Source organism: Diaphorobacter aerolatus, assembly GCF_014489535.1.
GTDB classification, from domain to species: domain Bacteria; phylum Pseudomonadota; class Gammaproteobacteria; order Burkholderiales; family Burkholderiaceae_C; genus Diaphorobacter_A; species Diaphorobacter_A aerolatus.
The window spans coordinates 4,728,524-4,748,995 of the sequence record NZ_CP060783.1 but is presented as its reverse complement, the minus strand read 5'-3'; the positions used below and the strand labels follow the sequence as shown (position 1 = coordinate 4,748,995).

The 20,472-nt window shown below is 61.7% G+C and carries 19 protein-coding genes and 1 pseudogene; 15 read left to right on the top strand and 5 right to left on the bottom strand.

The features are described from left to right. From H9K75_RS24335 to H9K75_RS22245, 3 genes are all read right to left on the bottom strand, one after another. A complete protein-coding gene (locus H9K75_RS24335) occupies nt 1–459 on the bottom strand; it encodes an NAD(P)-dependent oxidoreductase (RefSeq protein ID WP_226858373.1) in 459 nt (152 codons plus the stop codon). A 132-nt stretch (nt 460–591) separates the two neighbouring features. Next, nucleotides 592–1,407 carry an enoyl-CoA hydratase/isomerase family protein gene (locus tag H9K75_RS22250; RefSeq protein ID WP_187724178.1) on the bottom strand — a complete coding sequence of 272 codons (816 nt, stop codon included), beginning with the start codon at nt 1,405–1,407 and terminating at the stop codon, nt 592–594. Nucleotides 1,408–1,432: 25 nt separating this feature from the next. After that, on the bottom strand, nt 1,433–2,824 hold the full coding sequence (locus H9K75_RS22245; protein WP_187724177.1) for a GntP family permease: 1,392 nt from the start codon (nt 2,822–2,824) through the stop codon (nt 1,433–1,435). Between the two features lie 145 nt (nt 2,825–2,969). On the opposite strand from H9K75_RS22245, the gene H9K75_RS22240 reads away from it, so the two are divergent. The 5 genes and pseudogenes from H9K75_RS22240 (at nt 2,970) to H9K75_RS22220 (ending at nt 6,569) form a co-directional block, all read left to right on the top strand. Further along, nucleotides 2,970–3,911: a LysR family transcriptional regulator gene (locus H9K75_RS22240; RefSeq protein WP_187726155.1), complete on the top strand. Its 942-nt coding sequence runs from the start codon at nt 2,970–2,972 to the stop codon at nt 3,909–3,911. 154 nt (nt 3,912–4,065) lie between these two features. Then, nucleotides 4,066–4,769: pseudogene (locus tag H9K75_RS22235) on the top strand (CoA transferase subunit A). Nucleotides 4,770–4,778: 9 nt separating this feature from the next. Continuing rightward, a complete protein-coding gene (locus H9K75_RS22230; RefSeq protein WP_187724176.1) occupies nt 4,779–5,417 on the top strand; it encodes a CoA transferase subunit B in 639 nt (212 codons plus the stop codon). 91 nt (nt 5,418–5,508) lie between these two features. Continuing rightward, nucleotides 5,509–6,267 (top strand): SDR family NAD(P)-dependent oxidoreductase, encoded by a 759-nt coding sequence (locus H9K75_RS22225; RefSeq protein WP_226858371.1) that lies wholly within the window; start codon nt 5,509–5,511, stop codon nt 6,265–6,267. 11 nt (nt 6,268–6,278) lie between these two features. Beyond that, entirely contained in the window at nt 6,279–6,569 is a 291-nt protein-coding gene (locus H9K75_RS22220; protein WP_187724174.1) for a Dabb family protein, read from the top strand. 259 nt (nt 6,570–6,828) lie between these two features. Here H9K75_RS22220 and H9K75_RS22215 read toward each other — a convergent pair whose 3' ends face one another. After that, complete coding sequence (locus H9K75_RS22215; protein WP_187724173.1) at nt 6,829–8,355, bottom strand: IS3 family transposase; 1,527 nt, start codon at nt 8,353–8,355, stop codon at nt 6,829–6,831. A gap of 54 nt (nt 8,356–8,409) precedes the next feature. Between H9K75_RS22215 and H9K75_RS22210 the strand changes: the two genes are divergently transcribed. After that, the gene (locus H9K75_RS22210; protein ID WP_226858370.1) at nt 8,410–9,516 is read left to right on the top strand and encodes an FAD binding domain-containing protein; all 1,107 of its coding nucleotides are present in this window, start codon (nt 8,410–8,412) and stop codon (nt 9,514–9,516) included. Between the two features lie 215 nt (nt 9,517–9,731). On the opposite strand, the gene H9K75_RS22205 is transcribed toward H9K75_RS22210, so the two are convergent. Beyond that, the gene (locus H9K75_RS22205; protein WP_226858369.1) at nt 9,732–10,298 is read right to left on the bottom strand and encodes a TetR/AcrR family transcriptional regulator; all 567 of its coding nucleotides are present in this window, start codon (nt 10,296–10,298) and stop codon (nt 9,732–9,734) included. Nucleotides 10,299–10,537: 239 nt separating this feature from the next. Here H9K75_RS22205 and H9K75_RS22200 point away from each other — a divergent pair, with 239 nt between their 5' ends. The 9 genes from H9K75_RS22200 to H9K75_RS22160 all read left to right on the top strand — a co-directional run bounded on the left by H9K75_RS22200 (nt 10,538) and on the right by H9K75_RS22160 (nt 20,328). Then, entirely contained in the window at nt 10,538–11,386 is an 849-nt protein-coding gene (locus H9K75_RS22200; protein WP_187724170.1) for an ABC transporter ATP-binding protein, read from the top strand. After that, nucleotides 11,383–12,264 (top strand): branched-chain amino acid ABC transporter permease, encoded by an 882-nt coding sequence (locus H9K75_RS22195; RefSeq protein ID WP_404826382.1) that lies wholly within the window; start codon nt 11,383–11,385, stop codon nt 12,262–12,264. The genes H9K75_RS22200 and H9K75_RS22195 overlap by 4 nt, the downstream gene beginning before the upstream one ends. An 11-nt stretch (nt 12,265–12,275) precedes the next feature. Beyond that, nucleotides 12,276–13,313, top strand: coding sequence for a branched-chain amino acid ABC transporter permease (locus H9K75_RS22190; RefSeq protein ID WP_187724168.1), 1,038 nt, complete (start codon nt 12,276–12,278; stop codon nt 13,311–13,313). Nucleotides 13,314–13,365: 52 nt separating this feature from the next. Next, nucleotides 13,366–14,553, top strand: coding sequence for an ABC transporter substrate-binding protein (locus tag H9K75_RS22185; RefSeq protein WP_187724167.1), 1,188 nt, complete (start codon nt 13,366–13,368; stop codon nt 14,551–14,553). Between the two features lie 13 nt (nt 14,554–14,566). Next, complete coding sequence (locus H9K75_RS22180) at nt 14,567–15,388, top strand: ABC transporter ATP-binding protein (RefSeq protein WP_187724166.1); 822 nt, start codon at nt 14,567–14,569, stop codon at nt 15,386–15,388. Then, the gene (locus tag H9K75_RS22175) at nt 15,385–17,202 is read left to right on the top strand and encodes an AMP-dependent synthetase/ligase (protein ID WP_187724165.1); all 1,818 of its coding nucleotides are present in this window, start codon (nt 15,385–15,387) and stop codon (nt 17,200–17,202) included. Before H9K75_RS22180 ends, H9K75_RS22175 begins: the two co-directional genes overlap by 4 nt. A 13-nt stretch (nt 17,203–17,215) precedes the next feature. After that, nucleotides 17,216–18,403, top strand: coding sequence for an acetyl-CoA C-acyltransferase family protein (locus H9K75_RS22170; RefSeq protein ID WP_187724164.1), 1,188 nt, complete (start codon nt 17,216–17,218; stop codon nt 18,401–18,403). A gap of 61 nt (nt 18,404–18,464) precedes the next feature. Then, nucleotides 18,465–19,469, top strand: coding sequence for an NAD(P)H-dependent flavin oxidoreductase (locus H9K75_RS22165; protein ID WP_187724163.1), 1,005 nt, complete (start codon nt 18,465–18,467; stop codon nt 19,467–19,469). 52 nt (nt 19,470–19,521) lie between these two features. Further along, nucleotides 19,522–20,328 carry an enoyl-CoA hydratase/isomerase family protein gene (locus H9K75_RS22160; protein ID WP_187724162.1) on the top strand — a complete coding sequence of 269 codons (807 nt, stop codon included), beginning with the start codon at nt 19,522–19,524 and terminating at the stop codon, nt 20,326–20,328. Nucleotides 20,329–20,472: the final 144 nt, after the last annotated feature.

Below are 20,472 nucleotides of genomic sequence, written 5' to 3'. Positions count from 1 at the left end.
TCAGGGCATGACGGCCTGCACGTCGGCGGTGTCGCCTCCCAGCATGATGGTGAGCGTGCCCTGCTCTGCTCCCACAATGCCACCACTGATCGGCGCATCGATCAGGCGCGCACCGGCGGCTTCGATCGGGCCCTTCAGCGCCTGCAAGGTATCCGGCAAGGTAGTACTCATCATGCAGACGATGGGACGCTGGCCGGGCGCAATCGCCTGCACCAGGCCGCGCCCGCCCAACACGGCTTCCATGATCTGCGCATCATTGGCCAGGAGTACGACCACCGCATCCGCGCCTGCACAGGCAGCGACGTCAGTAGTGACCGTCGCACCCTCCTGGGCGAACGCCTCGAGCACGGCCTGGTTGCGATCGCAAACGATCAAATCGAAGCCGGCACGCCGGGCACAGCGGGCCATAGGCGCGCCCATATTGCCGACACCGATGAATGCTACGGTCTTGAGTTTCATGTGCATGTCTCCTTCATTGCGGCGGCTCAGGCGCACCATTTCCCGTGGGCCGGGCCTGCCACGAAGGCGCCTGACGCCACCACGGCGTCTTGACTTCTTGGGATCTGCCATTCGGGCACACGGCCCGAATGCTCAGATAGGGGTACGCTGCGAGAACTTCGGCGCGCGCTTCTCCAGCAAGGCGGCGAGACCCTCCTGCGCCTCGGGGCCGCCAAACCCCATGAACTCCAGTGCCAGCGAGGTGTCGAAGATCGGACCTGCCTGGCGCAACCAGTTGTTCAGCGCGTACTTGGTCCAGCGCAGCGCTGCGGGCGCGCCGTTCGCCAACTTCTGCGCCACCTCCAGAGCCTTCTCCTGCAGGGCGTCGTCTTCGACGGAAAGAGACACCAGCCCCAACGCCTCGGCCTGCTCGCCGTTCAGGGGTTCGCACAGCATCAGGTGGTACTTGGCCTTGGCCATGCCACACAGCAGCGGCCAAACGATGGCCGCGTGGTCGCCCGGCGCAACGCCCAGCTTGGTGTGGCCGTCCACGATGCGCGCCGTCTTGGCCGCGATGGAAATATCGGCCAGCAGGGCTGCCACCAGACCCGCACCGACTGCCGGGCCATGGATGGCCGAGACGATGGGCTTCGAGCAGTTGATGATGTTGTAGACCAGGTCGCGCGACTCTCGCCACACCCGGGCACGCACGTTGAAGTCGTCCGTCATCTCCTTGAGCATGGTGAAGTCGCCGCCCGCGGAGAAGGCGCGCCCTGCGCCGCGCAGCACGACAACACTGACGTCCGGGTCGGTATCGATTTCGCGCCAGACATCGGCAAGTTCGGCATGGCCGCGCGAATCGAGGGCGTTCATGCGCTCGGGCTTGTTCAAGGTCAGGCGCAGTACACCCTCCAGCGGACGATCGAACTCGATGGCTTCATAGCCTTGATAACGGTTGCTCTGGGTCATGTTCAGCTCCAAGGTGGTGAGAGGGTCAGACGAGGCCGGTGAGATAGAAAACGGCAATCACGAAGAGGGCCGCCAAGGTCTTGATCAGGGTGATTGCAAAGATGTCCTTGTAGGCTTGCCGGTGCGTCAGCCCCGTAACCGCAAGCAAGGTGATGACCGCGCCGTTGTGCGGCAAGGTGTCCATGCCGCCGCTGGCCATGGCCACAACGCGGTGCAGCACTTCCATCGGAATATGGGCGGCGTTGGCCGCAGCGATCAGGTTCTCCGACATGGCCGCCAGCGCGATACTCATGCCGCCCGACGCCGAACCGGTGATGCCCGCCAACGTGCTCACGGAGACTGCGGCATTCAGCAAAGGGTCGGGCACGCTGTGCAGGGCGTCCCGGATGACCAGGAATCCGGGCAGCGCGGCAATGACCCCACCAAAACCGTATTCGGACGCGGTGTTCATGGATGCCAGCATCGCCCCGCCCACAGCAGCCTTGCTGCCCTCGGCAAAACGCTGCTTCACCGGAGAGAACGCGGTAGCCAACACGACAAGAATGCCCAGCAGCAGAGCTCCTTGCACCGCCCAGACTGCCGTCAAGCCGGCGATTTGGGTTTCCACGGGCTTGGCCAGCCCCGGAAGGCTGACGCTGTGGAGTGCGCCGTACCACTGGGGGATCGCTTTCGTCAGCCAGAAGTTACCAATCCCCACCACGAGCAGCGGGAGCACGGCCAACAGCGGCGATGGGAGCTGCTTGCCTGCCAGTTGCTGCGGCTCATTGATGTGGTCGGAGCCATAGCCCTCGCCGTTCCTGGCGGCTACTCGGCGGCGCCATTCTAGATACGCCAGGCCAGTCACGGCCAGGAACAAGGCGCCCAGCACGCCAAGCACCGGTGCCGCCCATGAGGTGGTGTTGAAGAAGGTCGTCGGAATGATGTTCTGAATCTGCGGCGTGCCGGGCAACGAGTCCATCGTGAACGAAAAGGCGCCCAGGGCAATCGCCCCGGGCATCAAGCGCTTGGGAATATTGCTTTGCCGATAGAGCTCAGCCGCAAACGGATACACCGCGAACACGACGACGAACACCGATACGCCGCCATAGGTCAGCAGTGCGCAGACCGAGACGATGATGAGATTGGCCCGGGAACGGCCAAAGTAGCGGATCGCGGTCGCCACAATCGATTCCGCGAACCCCGACAACTCGATCGCTTTGCCAAACACCGCTCCCAGCATGAAAACAGGGAAATACAGTTTGAGAAAGCCGGCCATTTTCTCCATGAAGACGCCAGCAAATATAGGTGCAACGGCGGATGGTTCGAAAAAAATAACGGCACCGAGTGCCGCAATCGGCGCTGCCAATATGACACTGTAGCCGCGGTATGCGGCGAGCATTAGAAATACCAAGGCGCACAGCACCACACCTAATGACATGTTTGTCCCCAATACCTATTGTTTTTACGGCCGCGGCAAATAAGTGGAGGCCGAGCGTGGCGTCAGGCGCCGAGCACCTACGAGCAAATGTTCGCTCAAGGCTTTTAAATTATCTTGTGCCCCATGGCATCGGAAAAGAAAACGATTGCACCCTTGTTGTGCACTGATGCACAATAGATTCATGAAACAACTCCCAGAATGGAATGACCTAAGAGTTTTCTTGATGGTGGCCCGCCTGGGCACCATCTCTTTGGCTGGAGAGCGGTTGGGTATCGAACACTCGACGGTCTCGCGCCGCATTGACCGCCTGGAGGAGAAGCTGGGCGCGGTTCTGTTCGACCGCCGCCGCAGCGGTTACACGCTCACCGACGCCGGGCGAAGGCTGATTCCAAACGCCGAGAAGATGGAGGCTGCCCTACTCGAAGCGGTTGAGCAGAGCCTGGGACAGGCGGAAGTCATCGAAGGCACGGTACGGGTGGGAACACCCGAGGCATTCGGCATACACGTCCTCGCGCCCAGCCTGGCGCGATTGCGCGAGCAGCATCCGGGGCTGCACATAGAACTGATGGCACAACCCCAGTTCCCCAGCCTTGTGACCCGAGAGGTCGAGATTCTGGTGACCCTGGAGCCACCAGAAGCGGGTCGCTACAAGGTGGCAAGGCTGGCGCAGGTGGACTATTTTCTTTATTGCTCACCCAGCTACCGGACAACGCACCCACCCATCCGAGAGCTTGGTGACGTGATCCACCACGAGTTCGTGGACTACATTCACGACGGGTCCGTCAGCGATCGCTACCGCATCCTGCAAGAGTTGACGCCCCACCCGCGACGCAGCTTTTCTGCCACCAGCGTGCTGGCCCAACGCACGGCAGCGGCTGCGGGCTTGGGCCTCGTGCTGCTGACGCCGTATGTCGCGCGCCAAGGCAATGACCTTGTGTGCGTTTTTCCCGACCAGCCGCTGATGACGCGCGGCCTGTGGATTGCTGCGCCGGAAGACCTGCTGAAGATCAGGCGCTACCGCTTCGTCTGGGACCACATCCGCCAACTGATCGAGGAGCATCCGGATCTGTTCCGCCGCCCGAGCTGATCGCGGAATGCGCAATCCAGCTGTCATCGTTGTGCATAGGTGCACCCTTGTTTTGCGCCCATCGCTGTTGCCGAATCGCCCGTCGCCTCGCTAGCATCAGCCCATCGAATGGATTTCCCCACCATTTGATTTGTCTTGAAAGGCTGATTCTGAAATGAGAAAGATATATGGAGACGCGGCGGCCGCTTTAGGCGATGTGGTCAAAAGCGGCCAAACCATTGCCGTCGGTGGTTTTGGCTTGTGCGGAATTCCCTCCGCATTGATCGAAGCACTGCGCGACAGCGGCGTCAATGGGCTGACCTGCATCAGCAATAACGCCGGGGTCGATGATTTTGGACTGGGATTACTACTGCAAACCCGCCAGATCAAACGCATGGTTTCTTCCTATGTCGGAGAAAACAAGGAATTTGAGCGGCAATACCTGAACGGGGAGCTGGAGCTTGAGTTCAACCCGCAGGGCACGCTGGCCGAGCGGCTGCGTGCCGGCGGCGCCGGCATACCCGCCTTTTTCACGCGCACCGGCGTCGGCACGGTCGTTGCCGAGAACAAGGAAACACGTGAATTCGACGGCCAGTCCTATGTCATGGAACGAGCTCTCAAAGCTGACGTTTCCCTGGTGAAGGCCAAGAAGGCGGACTCCTCAGGCAATCTGGTGTTCTCCCGCACCGCGCGCAACTTCAACCCGAAGTAGCCATGGCCGGCACCGTGACGATCGCCGAAGTGGAAGAAATCGTCGACTTAGGCCAGTTGGACCCCGACGAGGTGCATCTTCCCGGCATCTTCGTGGATCGCATCGTCGTCGTTCCGAATCCCGAGAAGCGCATCGAGCGCAAGAGCTTCCGCACCCGCAACCCTTGAGAGATCGACATGGCCTGGACACACGAACAAATGGCGGCCCGCGCCGCAAAGGAACTCCACGACGGGGACTATGTGAACCTGGGGATCGGGCTGCCGACCAAGGTGGTCGACTACGTTCCCGAGGGAATGGAAGTATGGCTGCAGTCGGAAAACGGCCTGATCGGCATCGGCCCTCCGCCTTTCGAGGACGAGATCGATCCTGATCTGATCGATGCCGCCAAGCAGACCATCACCATGGCCCCTGGCGCTTCGATCTGCTCCTCCGCAATGTCGTTCGCCATGATCCGCGGCGGCCACATGGACCTGACCATCCTCGGCGGCATGCAGGTCAGCGAGCGTGGGGATCTGGCGAATTGGATGATCCCCGGCAAGATGGTCAAGGGCATGGGCGGGGCGATGGATCTGGTGGGCGGCGCGCGCCGCGTGATCGTGCTGATGGAGCACGTGGCACGCGATGGCGCGTTGAAGGTGCTGAAAGCCTGCTCGCTTCCCCTGACCGGCCAGCATGTGGTGAATCAGATCATCACGGACTTGGCAGTGTTCGACGTTACGGACGGCGGACTCGTAGTCAAGGAGCTTGCTCCCGGCGTCTCCAGGGACGATCTGCAAGCCAAGACCGAACCGCAACTGACATTCGATTGCGCTTGATCGGAATGCGTTCTTCACCTCGCTCATTCCAGGCGAGGCGAAAAATCGAAATAAAAGCCATATCGCAGGTATCTGGATATCTGAGGAATCAATGATGCTGAAACTCGAAAACAAGACCGCGCTCATAACCGGCGCGGGTGCGGGCATAGGTCGCGCGACGGCCTTGTTGTTTGCTGCAGAGGGTGCACGGATCGCCGTGGTGGAGCGCAACGTCGATGCGGGCCAGGAAACTGCCCGTCTGATCCAGGAGAAGGGTGGGCAGGCACTGTTCATCGCCGCAGACGTAACCGAGCCTGAGCAGGTGGAAGCGGCCGTGACTCAGACCGTCACGGCGTTCGGTGGGCTGCATGTGCTGCACAACAACGCAGGCGGCTCCACCAGCCGTGACTCAAGGGTGAGCGAAGCGCCCATTGACGAGTTCTGGTCCCGGATCAAAGTAGACCTGTTCGGCACTTGGCTCGGATGCCGATTCGGGATCCCGGCGATCATCGCCAGCGGTGGTGGTGCGGTGATCAACATGACCTCAATCTTCGCGTTGATCGGCACTCACCGCAAAGACGCCTACACGGCCGCCAAAGGAGCCGTCAGTGCCCTGACACGTTCGATGGCCGTCGAGTATGCGGCCGAACATGTGCGGGTAAACGCCATCGCGCCCGGTGCCACATCCACCGAGCGGGTGCTCAAGATGATGGCCAACAACGACGCAACGAACTTGTCGGCCCAGAATCAGATGTTCGGCATGGTGACGCCGGAGGATGTCGCGAAGGCGGCCTTGTTTCTGGCCTGCGACGACTCGCGGTCGACGACCGGACACATCCTGTCCGTGGACGGCGGGTTGACCATTTCCTGATCGATAGTCCCATGCTCCAACACATCGTCCAACTCGGCTTCAAGAAAGACCTGACTGAAACCGATCACGCGTTCATTGCCCAACAGTGTGATCTTCTCAAGCAAGCCATCCCAGGTTTGCTGGACATGCGTTTCGTCGCCAACGAGTCGAATCGCACGCCGGAGTTTTCTCACGCCTTTGTGGCAACCTTTTCGGAGCTGCAGGCCCACGATCTTTATCAGGCCGCACCCGAGCACGACGCTTTGCGTCAATTCGTGGCGGAGCACAAGACGCGATTGGTGGTCTTGGACTTCACGGTCTGAGGTTTTGGCCCCTGAGATTTTTGGAAGCCTGCGGAGCGGGCATCGTGGCGGCCAGACAAGGCCGCTGAGCACGAACGGCGTACCGAACTTGATTGCTCGCGAAATCGCCACCGCCGTCGCGACGCAGCAGAGTTGGACTTTCTGCGCTAGGTTGGGCGCGCATCCCGTACAAGCAAAGACGAGGACACTTCATGACCCACATTTGTTGATTTCCACCGAATCCTGACCCGCGGGGGATGCGGACAAAAACTTGGACTGGTTATGCGGCGATGCCCAGGCGCCGGCGATGCTCGGCGGGACTGCGGAAGCCCAGCGAACTCTTGATCCGAACTTCGTTGTACCAGCGGATGTAGGTATCCACCGCCACCACGAACTCCTCGATGCTCGTCGAGAGCCAGTCCCGGGCGAAGAACATCTCGGTTTTGAGCCGACCAAAGAAGCCCTCGCACGCCGCGTTGTCCGGCGAGCATCCCTTACGTGACATCGAGCGGACCAGCTTGGCGGCAGCGATTCGAGCCAGCCAGCCTGGCCACCGATAGTGGCCGCCACGATCGGAATGCACCACGGGCCGCTCGCCGCTGGCAGCGACTTTGTCGATCGCAGCGTCCAGCATCGTGTTGACCAACTCGGCGTTTGGACGCGTGCTGATCGACCAGCTCACGACCATGCCGTCGAAGCAATCGATCATGGGCGAGAGATAGACCTTGCCGGCCGGGATTTGGAACTCCGTGATGTCGGTGAGCCACTTCTCGTTCGGCGCACCGGCGCTGAAGTCTCGGTCCAGCACGTTGTCGGGCGCTGGACTGATCTCACCCATGTACGAGCCATACCGCCGGCGTCTGCTCGTCGCGGCAACCAAGCATTCCTGCTTCATCAGACGGCGCACGACCTTCTCCGAGATGTTCACGAACTGATCGCTCAGCGACGCATGAAGTCGCCTGTAGCCATAGCAGCGATAGTTGCGCTCGAAGATGTTGGTCATGACCTGACGCACGCCGGCGTACTTGTCGGCCACCTCGAGGCGGGCTCGATGGTAAAAGTAGGAACTGCGCGGCAGATTCAGTTCGCGCAGCAGCTCCGTCACCGTGTAGGTGGACCTCAGGGCATCAACCAGCAGCGTCTTCTCCCGGTTCGTCAGGTGCTGCTGATTGATGCCCAGCTCTTTTTTTACGAGTTCGTTCGCCTTCTTCAGCAAATCCTTCTCGAGCTGCAGCCGCCGGATGTCTTGTCGCAGCGTCTCGAGCTGCTGTTCCAGGTCAGCTCGATCAGAGCTTGCAGGGGCGCCTTGCTTGCGCTTCATGGATGCGGGTACGTCGTGGCCGAGCAATTGATTCTTCCACTTGTACAGCGAGCCCCGCGACACGCCGACCTCGTCGGCCACAGCCTGCGCGCTGACCGCGCGCGTGCACAAGGAAACCACGGCAGCCTGTTTGGCTTCCGGCGCCAGCTCCTGCGATCGACCAACGACGCGCGTGCGCTGCGGATGAAGCTCTTGAAGCCATGTAGACAGCAATGATCTGCAGGGATAGCCCAGCGACTTGATCGTCGCCGCGATGCACTGGCCATGCTCGAGATAGTGCTCGACAGCCCGTTCCTTCTGCTCCTTGGAGAACCTCGCCGGCCGCGTATAGCCGGCACGCAGCTCGTGGCTCTGTTCGTACTCGCGGTACCAGGTCTTGAGAGCGTTCTTCGTCGGATATCCCAGCTGCCGGATGGTCAAGCCGATGCGCCTGCCCAGCTTGACGTACAGCCGCACGGCTCGAAGCCGGTCCTCGTGTGAGTACATGAACTACCTCCAGGTAGTCCAAGAAATCGTCCGCACCCCGTGGGTCAGGATTCGGTGGAAATCAACAGTCGAGGTGCCGGCATCGTCACCCACCCCGAGTTGATGGAAGCGCTGGCCGCAATCGGGGTCCCACCGGATGAGGAGGTCGGAGTCTCCGTGCAAGAGCGAGTTACCTTGGCGCAGGACGGCTCGGTTCTAGGCCGTCGCCCCTTGCCGCAGGTACTTACCGCATGGGGACACCTCTACCGCATCCTCAAATCGCGATTTCCCTCGGACCGCTACCACAACGGATATACGCTGACTGCTGCGGAGCAGACAGAGGACGCAGTCCACCTAACCTTTGCCGATGGCCATCGGATCAGCGCCGACTTGGTCGTGGCAGCCGATGGCCTCCGCTCCACCGTAAGGCAAGCGCTTCTACCTGCAGCAAAGCCTGTTTACGCGGGCTACATCGCATGGCGCGGGCTAGTTGAAGAAGCGGCCCTCAGCGAGCGCGTCAAAACCGAGCTGTTTCCTTACTTCGCCTTCGGCATCCCACCGCACGAGCAAATGATTGCCTATCCGGTAGCTGGGCAAGCGAATGGGACGGAGCCTGGCCGGCGACGATTCAACTTCGTGTGGTACCGGCCAGCGGAAGAGTCCACGACGTTCAAGGACATGGTGACTGACTCTGATGGCCGGGTCTGGATGGATGGCATTCCCCCGCCCTTGATTCGCGAAAGCGTCGTAGCGGAAGCGCGGCAGGCAGCCCATGCCGTGCTCGCACCTCAGTTCGCAGAAGTGGTTGAGAAAACCGAAAACCCGTTCTTTCAGCCCATCTTCGACCTCGAAAGCTCCAGCATCGCTATGGGTCGGATAGCCCTGCTGGGTGACGCTGCCTTTGTTGCTCGGCCTCACTGCGGCATGGGAGTCACAAAGGCAGCTGGCGATGCCATGGCACTCGTCAAAGCAATGAATCGAAAGGTAGACATCAAAGAGGCATTGCAAGAGTATGAGCAGCAAAGACTAGCTTTCGGCTCGTACATCGTTGGACATGCCCGCGCCCTCGGTGCCTACATGCAGGCACAGATCCGCACCGAAGAAGAACGTCGAATGGCGGAACGCTATCGAACACCCGAAGCCATCATGCTGGAGACAGCAGTTGCACCAACTGCGCATTAGCTCCACCATCTGACGGGCCAGATCGCCTACTCGTATAGCGCGCTATTCGCCACATCACTTGGGCATCTGCCGCACCGGTCGGTGGGCGCCTTGGCTAAGCGCGAAATTCGCTACCTCCCCGTCTTTAAGACCGAATCGCGACCTATGACGAACGTCGGCAAGGCACGCCATGCCGACGTTCTCTGCATGCCCGCGATAGCCGAGCAGGTCTGCCGCTAGCCTGCTCGGCGGACAATTCCTGTCATCAGTGTGTCGATGCAGTGCTGCACCACTTCATCGCCAGAGTACTCTCCATCTGACTGGTACCAGCGCCCTATCCAGCTTAGCGCGCCAGCAATCGCAAAGGCGGTCATCTTGGGATCGCAAGGGTTTAGCGAACCCTCTTCAACCCCCGCCGCCACCAGCCGGCGAAATTCCTTGTCGATCGAGGACTTCTGCTTACGCAACTGGTCCCGCCCTTCCGACGTTAGGCCTTCGTCACCCACGCGAATCAGGCACATCCCAAAGTCCTGAGTGACCAGACGGCCGTACACCCGCATGCATGCGATCAGTTGATCAATAGCATTTCCACCCGCGCGCCGCGAGGCATCGATGCCTTCCAGTGTCATCTCCAAGCCTTGACTCACGCACTGAAGCAGGATTTCTTCCTTGTTCTTCACATAGTAGTACAGCGTGGGCTTGCTCACGTTGAGGCGTGCAGCCACATCGTCCAACGATGTCGCATGAAACCCGCGCTCAATGAAGAGCCGGGCTGCTGTCTGCAGCACAGCATTGCGCTTCATCTCTCTTTGCTGCTCTCTCACATTTGTCCAAACGGAGGTCGCGGCGGTCTCTAAGAGGACGGAGGCCTTCCTGTTGGAGTTTCGCTTTGTTGTGCTCATGGCGTAGTTCTCAGGGGTTTGTACCAATGTGGCCATTGTCATTGGCGCTCAAAATCTACTTCAAAGTAGAATTTTCTACTCAATACACATATGATGTTACCCCTAGTATAAAAGATAGAACAATGGAGACATTTCAAGAAATGCAAGCAAGGGAGGCCCTTCCCCTGCTGCAAGTGGATGGCGTCACGCTCGCGTTCGGCGGCGTGCGCGCACTGTCGGGCGTGGGCTTCGGCGTGCAGCCCGGCTCCATCACGGCCGTGATCGGGCCCAACGGCGCGGGCAAGACCTCGCTGTTCAACACCATCTCGGGCTTCTACCGGCCCACGGGCGGCAGCATCCGCTTCGAGGGCCGGGACATCACCCGCGTTCCCGCGCCGCAGCGCGCGCGCATGGGCCTGGGGCGCAGCTTCCAGAACATCGCGCTGTTCCGCGGCATGACGGTGCTCGACAACATCAAGCTCGGCCGCCACGCGCACCTCAAGGCCAACGTGTTCGACGCCCTCTTCTACCTGGGCCGCGCGCGCCGCGAAGAGGCCGAGCTGCGCCGCGACATCGAGGAACGCATCATCGACTTCCTCGAGATCGACCACATCCGCCACGCACCCGTGTCGGCCCTGTCGTACGGCCTGCAAAAGCGCGTGGAGATGGCGCGCGCCCTGGCCATGCAGCCCCGCATCCTCATGCTCGACGAGCCCGTGGCCGGCATGAACCGCGAGGAGACCGAGGACATGGCGCGCTTCATTCTCGACGTGCGCGCCGAGTGGGGCGTGACGGTGCTGATGGTCGAGCACGACATGGGCATGGTCATGGACCTGTCGGACCATGTGGTGGTACTCAACTTCGGCCAGGTCATCGCCCAGGGCACACCCGCCGTAGTGCAGGCCGACCCCGAGGTCAACCGTGCCTATCTGGGTTCGGGCGATGTGGGCGAGCTGCGCCGCAAGCTGCAGGCCGCCGCCAACGCCAACGCCACCGTAGGAGCCGCATGATGGACTGGGCCTACCTGTTCGAGATCAGCCTCACGGGCATCGCCAGCGGCGGCCTGTACGCCCTCGCGGCTCTCGCCTTCGTGATGGTCTACAAGGCCACGCGCGTGGTGAACATCGCCATCGGCGAAATGCTCATGGCCGGCGGCTACCTGTTCTTCACCTTCGCCGCCATGTGGGCCATGCCGCTGTGGCTGGCCATTCCCGCCGCCATCCTCGCCTGCGGCCTGCTCGGCGCCGTGATCGAGCGCACGATGATCCGCCCGCTGCTCGGCGAGCCGCCCATCTCGGTCTTCATGGTCACCGTGGGCCTGGGCTCGGTGCTCGTGGGCCTGGTGGAGATGATCTGGACGGCCGACCAGCGCCGCCTGCCCGAGTTCATGCCCAGCGAGCCGATCATGGTCGGCGAGGCCTTCCTCGCGCCCAAGGTGTTCTGGGGCGCCGTCGTCGCCGCCGTGTTCATTGCCTCCGTGCTGCTGGTGTTCCGCTTCTGGCGCGGCGGCGTGGCCCTGCGCGCCACGGCCAGCGACCAGGCCGCGGCCTATTCCGTGGGCATCAACGTGCCGCGCGTGTTCTCGCTCGCCTGGGTGGTGTCGAGCATGCTCGCGGCGCTCTCGGGAATCATCGTGGGCTCGATCGGCGGCATCTCGTCGAGCATGGGCGTGTTCGGCCTGTCGGTGCTGGTGGTGGTCATCGTGGGCGGGCTCGACAGCGTGCTCGGCGCACTGGTGGGCGGCGTTCTCATCGGTCTGGTCGAAGCGCTGGCCGGGGCCTATCTGGGCGGCGAATACAAGCTGCTGGCCACCTTCGTGGTGCTGGTCGTCATCCTGATGGCGCGGCCCTATGGCCTGTTCGGCACCCACGAAATCGAACGTCTTTAAGGGCCCAACCCATGCGCATCGGAACCCTCAAGGAAAGCTACACCGCCGACGCGGCGCTGTTCGACTCGCACACGCAGAAAGTATGGCTCGCCATCGCGGCCGCGCTGCTCGTGCTCTTCCCCTTCATGGCCAGCGACTACTGGCTCTACATGGCCTGCCTCGTGGCCATCAACGTGGCCAGCGCCACGGGCCTCAACATCCTTACGGGCTACACGGGCCTCGTGAGCCTGGGCCAGGCGGCCTTCATGGGCCTGGGGGCCTACACCGTGGCCATCCTGCAGACGCGCTGGGGCACGCCGTTCGCGCTGAACCTGCTCGCGGGCGGCGTGGTGGCCATGGTGGGCGGCATCGTCGTGGGCATCCCCTCGCTGCGCGTGAAGGGGCTGTACCTGGCCATCGCCACCATCGCGGCCTCGTTCATCGCGCATTTCCTGTTCGCCAACCTCAAGATCACGGGCGGCACGGCGGGCATCTCACTGCAGCCCGCACGCCTGTTCGGCATGGATCTGGACACCTCGTTCCGCCTGTACTGGCTCATCGTGCCCGTGATGGTGCTGATGCTGCTGGGCGCGGCCAACCTGTTCCGCACGCGCATCGGCCGCGCCTTCATCGCCATCCGCGACCGCGACATCTCGGCCGAAGTGCTGGGCATTCCGCTGCTGCGCTACAAGCTGCTGTCGTTCGGCCTGTCCTCGTTCTACGCGGGCGTGGCGGGCGGGCTGTGGGCCTACTTCTTCCGCGTGGTCACGCCCGAGAGCTTTCCACTGACCATGTCCATCTTCTTCCTGGCCGCCATCATCGTGGGCGGCATGGGCTCGATCCTGGGCGGCATCCTCGGCGCGGTGTTCATGACCATGGTGCCCGAGCTGCTCAAGCTCGTCGTGGACCTGCTGCCCGGCGGGACCGCGCTCACCGTCTTCCTCTCGCCCGTGCGCCTCGTGATCTTCGGCGCGCTGATCATCGGTTTTCTGGTGTTCGAGCCGCTGGGGCTCGCAGAAATGTGGCGGCGCATCCGCCGCTTCTTCCACCTGTGGCCCTTCCGCAACTGACCCCGTGCAGGCCACCGTTTTCCGCCCACCACAACGACCCAAGGAGACAGACATGGAACAGCAACGCATTTCCGCCCAGCGCCGCAGCCTGATGCTGGGCGCCGCCGCCGCGGGCGCCGCGGCGCTCACGCACCCGCTGTCGGTGCTCGCGCAGGGCAACGAGGAGATCGTCATCGGCGGCTCCATTCCCATGACCGGCGTATTCGCCTTCGCGGGCGTGGGCATCAACGCGGGCATCCAGGACTATGTGAAGATCGTCAACGACGCGGGCGGCATCAAGGGCCGCAAGGTCAAGTACGTGCCCGAGGACACGGGCTACAAGGTCGACGTGTCGGTCGCCACGTTCAAGAAGATCACGAGCCAGAACAAGGTCAGCCTCTACTACGGCGACTCCACCGGCTTTTCCAAGACCATCAACCCCGAGCTCGACCGCAACGGCAACATCCTGATGGCCGGTGCCTCGTTCGCCTCCGAGCTCAACGACCCCAAGAAGTACCCGAACCAGTTCCTCGTGGGCCCCGACTACACGGAGATGTTCGGCATCCTGCTCAAGCACATCGCCAAGGAGAAGCCGGGCGCCAAGGTGGCCTTCGTCTATTCCGATTCGGAGTTCGGCCGCGACCCCATCGAGGCCAGCGAGGCCGAGGCCAAGAAGCTGGGCCTGTCGGTGCCGATCAAGATCATGACGCCCGCGGGCAGCGTGGACGTGTCCACCGAGGTCATCAAGCTGCGCCGCGCCGCACCCGACTACACCATCTTCCACGGCTACATCCTCGCGCCCATCCCCGAGTTCATCAACCAGGGCAAGCAGCAGGGCATGAAATCGAAGTGGATGGGCACCTTCTGGACCATGGACAGCTCCACCGTCATGAAGATGGGCGAGGCCGGCGACGGCTTCATGGGCGTGATGCCCTTCCGCTACCACTACGACACCGAGAAGGCGCCTATGCTGGAGAAGATCCGAGCCCTGCGCCCCGAGTACCAGAGCACGGCCTACATCCAGGGCTTCCTGGCCGCCATGCTGTTCCTCGAATCGGCCAAGCGCTGCCTGGACGCAGGCAAGCCGCTCACGGGCGCCAACCTCAAGGCGGGCCTCAACAGCCTCAAGGACTTCGACACGGGCGGCCTCATCGGCGTGCCGATCACCATCAGTGGCAACTCCATCCCCGTGGGCCGCGTGTACCGCGCGGACATGAAGGCCCAGAAGATGGTCGCAGCCTCCGACTGGATCAAGCTCTGACCCCACTGCGACCATGACCCAGACCTCAACGGATCTCGTCCTCGAAGTCAACAACATCGAGGTCATCTACAACAAGGTCGTGCAGGCCCTGCGCGGCCTGTCGCTGGCCGTGCCGCGCGGCCAGATCGTGGCGCTGCTGGGTAGCAACGGCGCGGGAAAGAGCACCACACTCAAGGCCGTCTCGGGCCTGCTGGCGCTGGAGAATGGCGAGCTGGAATCGGGCTCGGTGCGTTTCAACGGCCAGGGCACCGCGGCACGGGCACCGCAGGAGCTGGTGCGCAAGGGCCTGTCGCATGTGATGGAAGGGCGGCGCGTGTTCGAGGACCTCACGGTGGAGGAGAACCTCGTCGCCTCCACCTACGCACTCACGGGCCGCAGCCAGGCCGCCAAGCCCGACTTCGACACCGTCTACAGCTACTTTCCGCGCCTGCACGAGCGGCGCAAGGGCCTGGCCGGCTATCTGTCGGGCGGCGAGCAGCAGATGCTGGCCATCGGCCGCGCGCTGATCGCCCAGCCCGAGCTGATCCTGCTCGACGAGCCCTCGCTGGGCCTGTCTCCGAAGCTCACCGAGGACATCTTCGGCATCATCGCGCGCATCAACGCCGAGCGCGGCACCAGCATGCTGCTCGTGGAGCAGAACGCCACCGTGGCGCTGGCCGTGGCGCACAGCGGCTACATCATGGAGAACGGCAAGATCGTCATCGACGGATCGGCCGAGCGCCTCGCGAACGACCCCGATGTGCGCGAGTTCTACCTCGGCATGGGCGGCAGCGGCGAGGCCAAGAGCTTCAAAGAAATCAAGCACTACAAGCGCCGCAAGCGCTGGCTGTCATGAGCACACTTCCCGAACTTACTCTGCCCCAAGTGCTACGCCAGCGCGCCAGCACCGACGCTCAGCGCATCGCCATCCGGCAAAAGGACTTTGGCATCTGGACACCATTTACCTGGGCACAGTACTACCAGCGTGCCAGCCACTTCGGTCAAGGACTGCAGCAGTTGGGACTGGCCGTTGGCGGCCATGTAGGCGTGATAGCGGAAAACCGCATTGAGTGGGTTTTGGCGCAGATGGGAACGGGTCTGGTCGGCGGCATCACCGTGGGCGTATACCCAACCAGTCCATCGGCCGAAGTGGCTTACGTGGTGGGGCACGCTGACGTCGAGATCATAGTCTGCGAGGATCAGGAGCAAGTCGACAAGGTGCTCGACGCCTTGGATGAATTGCCACGCCTAAAAAAGATCATCGTCATCGAAACCAAAGGCCTGCGCAGCTTTGCATCGCAGCACCGTGCGCTGATCAATACCTTCGACGAGATCGAGCGCCTGGGTGCCAGCGTGCACAGTCAGGCTCGCATCGACGAGATTTTGGAGCGCCAACGGCTGGACGACGTCGGTCTGATGATCTACACCTCTGGTTCCACTGGCAAGCCCAAGGGGGCAATGATCTCCTGGCGCAACATGCGTGGCGTGGTGCCAGGAATGAGTGATCGATTGCGCCTGAATGCGAAGACCACTCACCTTTCGTATCTCCCGCTATGCCACGTAGCCGAGCAGATGCTCACCACCTTCTGCCCCTTGTATCTTGGCTCGTTGGTCAACTTCGGTGAATCGATCCGCACCGTGCAGGAGGACCTGCGCGAGGTCGCCCCTACGATGTTCCTAGGTGTCCCTCGCATCTGGGAAAAGCTGCATGCGTCCATCAACATCAAGATGATGGAGGCAAGCTGCCTGAGCCGCGCTCTTTATCGCCGCGCCATCGCTGCCTGCGCGCCCTTGGCGGAAAAGCCGCGCAACGAGTGGTCGCTTGCTGAGCGCCTGAGTTTCAGCTTGAGCTACTGGACGGTTTTCCGGGCATTGCAGAACTTCATTGGCCTTCGCGAGGCTCAGGTGGCTCTAACCGGCGCTGCGCCCATTCCCGTCGATGTGGTGCGCTACTTCCGCATAGTGGGAGTACCACTGGTCGAAGCCTACGGCATGACGGAATCAACAGGCATGATCACGGCGCACCAGGTCGACAAAGTGGTAGTCGGTACTGTGGGCCCTGTCACCGAGGGTGTGGAGTACCGCATTGCACCCTCCGGCCATGACAGCAGCGGCGAGTTGCAGATCAAGGGAGAAATGGTGTTTGTGGGTTACTACAAGAACCCTGAAGCCACCGCCCAAAGCGTCCAGGACGGCTGGCTTCACACTGGCGACGTGGTGCGAGAGGTAGATGGCCAGATCAAGATTGTCGACCGCCTCAAGGACATCATGATCACCGCCGGGGGCAAGAACCTTACACCGTCCGAGATCGAGAACACCATGAAGGCCAGCCCGTACATCAAGGAGTGCGTGATCGTGGCAGAGGGACGAAAGTTCGTCGGTGCGCTGGTGATGATCGACTATGAAACCGTCGGGAAATGGGCTGAGGCTAACCGCCTGACTTTTACACATTTCCGCTCGCTGGTGGAAACGCCCCAGGTGCGCCAGCTCATCGACAGCGAAATCGCCGGTGGCAATGCCAAGTTGGCCCAAGTAGCGCAGATCCGCAAGTTTCACCTGCTAACCAAGGAACTGGATCACGACGATGGTGAAGTCACCGCCACCATGAAAGTGCGCCGCAGCAGCATCTACAAAACCTACGCCACGGAAATCGAGGCGCTTTACCACTGACCCCAAGAGTCTCATGAACCACCGCGAAGTCTTCGTCATCAGCACCGCCCGTACTGCCATCGGCACCTTTGGCGGAGGTCTCAAGGACGTGCCCAATACCCTACTGGCGACTACGGCCGTGAAGGCCGCCATCCAGCGCAGCGGCCTTGCGCCCGACGCCGTGGGCCATGTGGTCATGGGCAACGTGATCCCCACCGACACCAAGGACGCGTACCTCAGCCGCGTGGCCGCCATCGACGCGGGCTGCCCCATCGAGACACCGGCGTTCAACGTCAACCGCCTGTGCGGCTCGGGCCTGCAGGCCATCATTTCGGCAGCCCAGGCCATCGGTTACGGCGACTGCGACGTGGCCATAGGCGGCGGCAGCGAAAGCATGAGCCGCGGCCCCTACTTCGACCAGGCCGCGCGCTACGGCGCGCGCATGGGCGATGCCAAGAGCATCGACTACATGCTGGGCATCCTGCACGACCCCTGGCAGAAGATGCACATGGGCATCACGGCGGAGAACGTGGCCGAGCGCTACCGCATCAGCCGCGAAATGCAGGACCAGCTGGCCTTCGAGAGCCAGCGCCGCGCCGCGGCCGCCATCGCGGCCGGCTACTTCAAGGAGCAGATCGTCCCCGTCGAGATCGCCACGCGCAAGGGCACGGTGCTGTTCGACACCGACGAGCATGTGCGCGGCGCCACCACGGTCGAAGTGCTGGCCGGCATGAAGCCCGCGTTCAAGAAGGAAGGCGGCAGCGTCACGGCGGGCAACGCCTCGGGCATCAACGACGGCGCGGCCGCCGTGGTGCTGGTGGCGGGCGACCGCCTGCAGGCCCTGGGCACCAAGCCGCTCGCGCGCCTCGTGGGCTACGCGCATGCGGGCGTGGACCCGGCCTATATGGGCATCGGCCCCGTGCCGGCCACACAGAAGGTGCTGCAGCGCACGGGCCTGAAGATCCAGGACATGGACGTCATCGAGGCCAACGAAGCCTTCGCGGCCCAGGCCTGCGCCGTGATCCAGGAGTTGGGCCTGGACCCGGCCAAGGTGAACCCCAATGGCTCGGGCATCTCTCTCGGCCACCCGGTGGGTGCCACGGGCGCCATCATCACCACCAAGGCCGTCGCCGAGCTGCACCGCACGGGCGGGCGCTATGCGCTGGTGACGATGTGCATCGGCGGCGGCCAGGGTATCGCGGCGATCTTTGAGCGAGCGTGAGCTTTATGAGCCGGCGGCCTCCTAAAGGCCGCACAACCGTGTATCACCAACTGAACTACTAATGTCAACATTGCTGCCCAAACCTCTTGCGAATCTTGCTCTTCCCGTCATCGCCTCACCTTTGTTCATCGTCAGCAATCCCAAGCTTGTGGTTGCGCAATGCAAGGCCGGTGTGGTGGGGTCCATGCCGGCGCTGAACGCACGGCCCGCATCCCAGCTCGATGAATGGCTGGCTGAGATTACAGAGGAGCTTTCTGCCTGGAATAGCGCTCACCCAGAGCGCCCAGCCGCCCCATTCGCGATCAACCAGATCGTGCACAAGAGCAACGTTCGGCTTGAGAAGGACATGGAGTTGGTGGCCAAGTATCGAGTGCCTATCGTCATCACATCGCTCGGCGCGCGAGCGGACGTCAACGATGCAGTGCATAGCTACGGCGGAGTGACCTTGCATGACGTTATCAACAATACATTTGCACGCAAGGCCATCGAGAAAGGGGCGGACGGATTGATTGCCGTGGCCGCCGGCGCCGGCGGTCATGCCGGGATTAAGAGCCCTTTTGCTCTGATTCAGGAGATCCGCCAGTGGTTTGATGGGCCGCTCGCTCTGTCCGGGGCAATCGCCACTGGGGGTGCCATCCTTGCCGCACGTGTCATGGGGGCAGACTTCGCCTATATCGGCTCGGCGTTCATTGCGACAGACGAGGCTCGTGCAAGCGATGCCTACAAACAAGCAATTGTTGACTGCCGCTCAGACGATATTGTTTACTCAAGCCTTTTCACGGGCGTACATGGCAATTACCTCGCACCCTCCATTGAAGCTGCAGGACTTGATCCTGCCAATCTACCTCTAGAAGGTTCGAAGACGATGGACTTCGGAGCAGGTGAAAGTACAGCCAAAGCCTGGAAGGATATTTGGGGCGCAGGTCAGGGCATCGGAGCAATTGATCGAGTACAGCCAGCCGCATCCTTGATAGAAAAACTGAAGCAGGAATACCTGCAAGCCTGCCAGCTAACTCTAAAGACAGCAACCATTGCTCGAAACGACTTGAGTACCGAACTCTCCTGACGTGACTCAGTCACCCCATATTTTTTCATTTGTGACAAGTGAAGGCAATCCTATGAGTGAAGCCCCTGTTCTATTGAGTTTCGATGCCGACGTAGGAATCGGAACCATCACCTTGAATCGCCCTAGGGCTCTGAACGCTCTGAATCGAGAGCTGAGCATTGCCTTGCGGGAGGCGATCTGCCGTGTCGAGCACGATCAGGCAGTACGCGCAGTCGTGATCCAGGGTGCCGGGAACCACTTTATGGCGGGAGGAGACGTTCGCGCTTTCCACGAAACCCTTGTTGAAACGGAGACAGTGCGAAAGCTCTATTTTGAGCATTTCATCGCCGAAGTTCACGACACCATCACTCGCATTCGTCGCATGGAAAAACCCGTGGTTGCCAGCGTACGTGGTGCTGTCGCCGGTTTCGGTCTTTCACTGATGAATAGCTGTGATCTAGCAATTGCAGCTGATGATGCCTATTTCACGATGGCGTATCGCAACATCGGTGCAAGTCCTGACGGCGGTGGCACCTATACACTGCCGAGACTTGTCGGTACCAAGCGCGCGATGGAGATTGCCCTGCTGAGTGAGAGATTCGATGCCGAGCGCGCACTCGAACTGGGGCTTATCAATAGAGTGGTGCCGGCTTCTGCACTCGTAGAGGCAACCAGATCTTGGGCGCTTCATCTTGCAGCTGGACCGACTAGAGCACTCGGGCGCACGAAACAATTGATTAATGAATCTCTCGCCCAGAGTCTTTCCAATCAGCTTCTTGCGGAGCAAGATGCTTTCTCGGCTTGCTCCGCCGACAAAGATTTTGCGCAGGGACTAAGCGCTTTCTTTGAGAAGCGGTCACCCATCTTCTCCGGGAGCTAGCAGCAGGAATCAGGAACAGGCGGCCGCAGTTTCACGACTGCTCCCCCTCCTCCCCATCGAGTGGAGGCATCGTCGATAGCGAGTGCCGGTGAACCTGCGTGCGCAGTTCGGCACTAATCAGACGCAACATCCGAGAATTGAAAT

Coding starts and splice junctions, on each gene's coding strand:
- H9K75_RS22225 (WP_226858371.1), top strand. CDS start 5,509: ATGATGCTGAAACTCGAAAACAAGACCGCGCTCATAACCGGCGCGGGT.
- H9K75_RS22205 (WP_226858369.1), bottom strand. CDS start 10,298: ATGAAGCGCAATGCTGTGCTGCAGACAGCAGCCCGGCTCTTCATTGAG.
- H9K75_RS24335 (WP_226858373.1), bottom strand. CDS start 459: ATGAAACTCAAGACCGTAGCATTCATCGGTGTCGGCAATATGGGCGCG.
- H9K75_RS22250 (WP_187724178.1), bottom strand. CDS start 1,407: ATGACCCAGAGCAACCGTTATCAAGGCTATGAAGCCATCGAGTTCGAT.
- H9K75_RS22195 (WP_404826382.1), top strand. CDS start 11,383: ATGATGGACTGGGCCTACCTGTTCGAGATCAGCCTCACGGGCATCGCC.
- H9K75_RS22175 (WP_187724165.1), top strand. CDS start 15,385: ATGAGCACACTTCCCGAACTTACTCTGCCCCAAGTGCTACGCCAGCGC.
- H9K75_RS22165 (WP_187724163.1), top strand. CDS start 18,465: ATGTCAACATTGCTGCCCAAACCTCTTGCGAATCTTGCTCTTCCCGTC.
- H9K75_RS22160 (WP_187724162.1), top strand. CDS start 19,522: ATGAGTGAAGCCCCTGTTCTATTGAGTTTCGATGCCGACGTAGGAATC.
- H9K75_RS22220 (WP_187724174.1), top strand. CDS start 6,279: ATGCTCCAACACATCGTCCAACTCGGCTTCAAGAAAGACCTGACTGAA.
- H9K75_RS22185 (WP_187724167.1), top strand. CDS start 13,366: ATGGAACAGCAACGCATTTCCGCCCAGCGCCGCAGCCTGATGCTGGGC.
- H9K75_RS22180 (WP_187724166.1), top strand. CDS start 14,567: ATGACCCAGACCTCAACGGATCTCGTCCTCGAAGTCAACAACATCGAG.
- H9K75_RS22245 (WP_187724177.1), bottom strand. CDS start 2,824: ATGTCATTAGGTGTGGTGCTGTGCGCCTTGGTATTTCTAATGCTCGCC.
- H9K75_RS22230 (WP_187724176.1), top strand. CDS start 4,779: ATGGCCTGGACACACGAACAAATGGCGGCCCGCGCCGCAAAGGAACTC.
- H9K75_RS22200 (WP_187724170.1), top strand. CDS start 10,538: ATGCAAGCAAGGGAGGCCCTTCCCCTGCTGCAAGTGGATGGCGTCACG.
- H9K75_RS22170 (WP_187724164.1), top strand. CDS start 17,216: ATGAACCACCGCGAAGTCTTCGTCATCAGCACCGCCCGTACTGCCATC.
- H9K75_RS22190 (WP_187724168.1), top strand. CDS start 12,276: ATGCGCATCGGAACCCTCAAGGAAAGCTACACCGCCGACGCGGCGCTG.
- H9K75_RS22215 (WP_187724173.1), bottom strand. CDS start 8,355: ATGTACTCACACGAGGACCGGCTTCGAGCCGTGCGGCTGTACGTCAAG.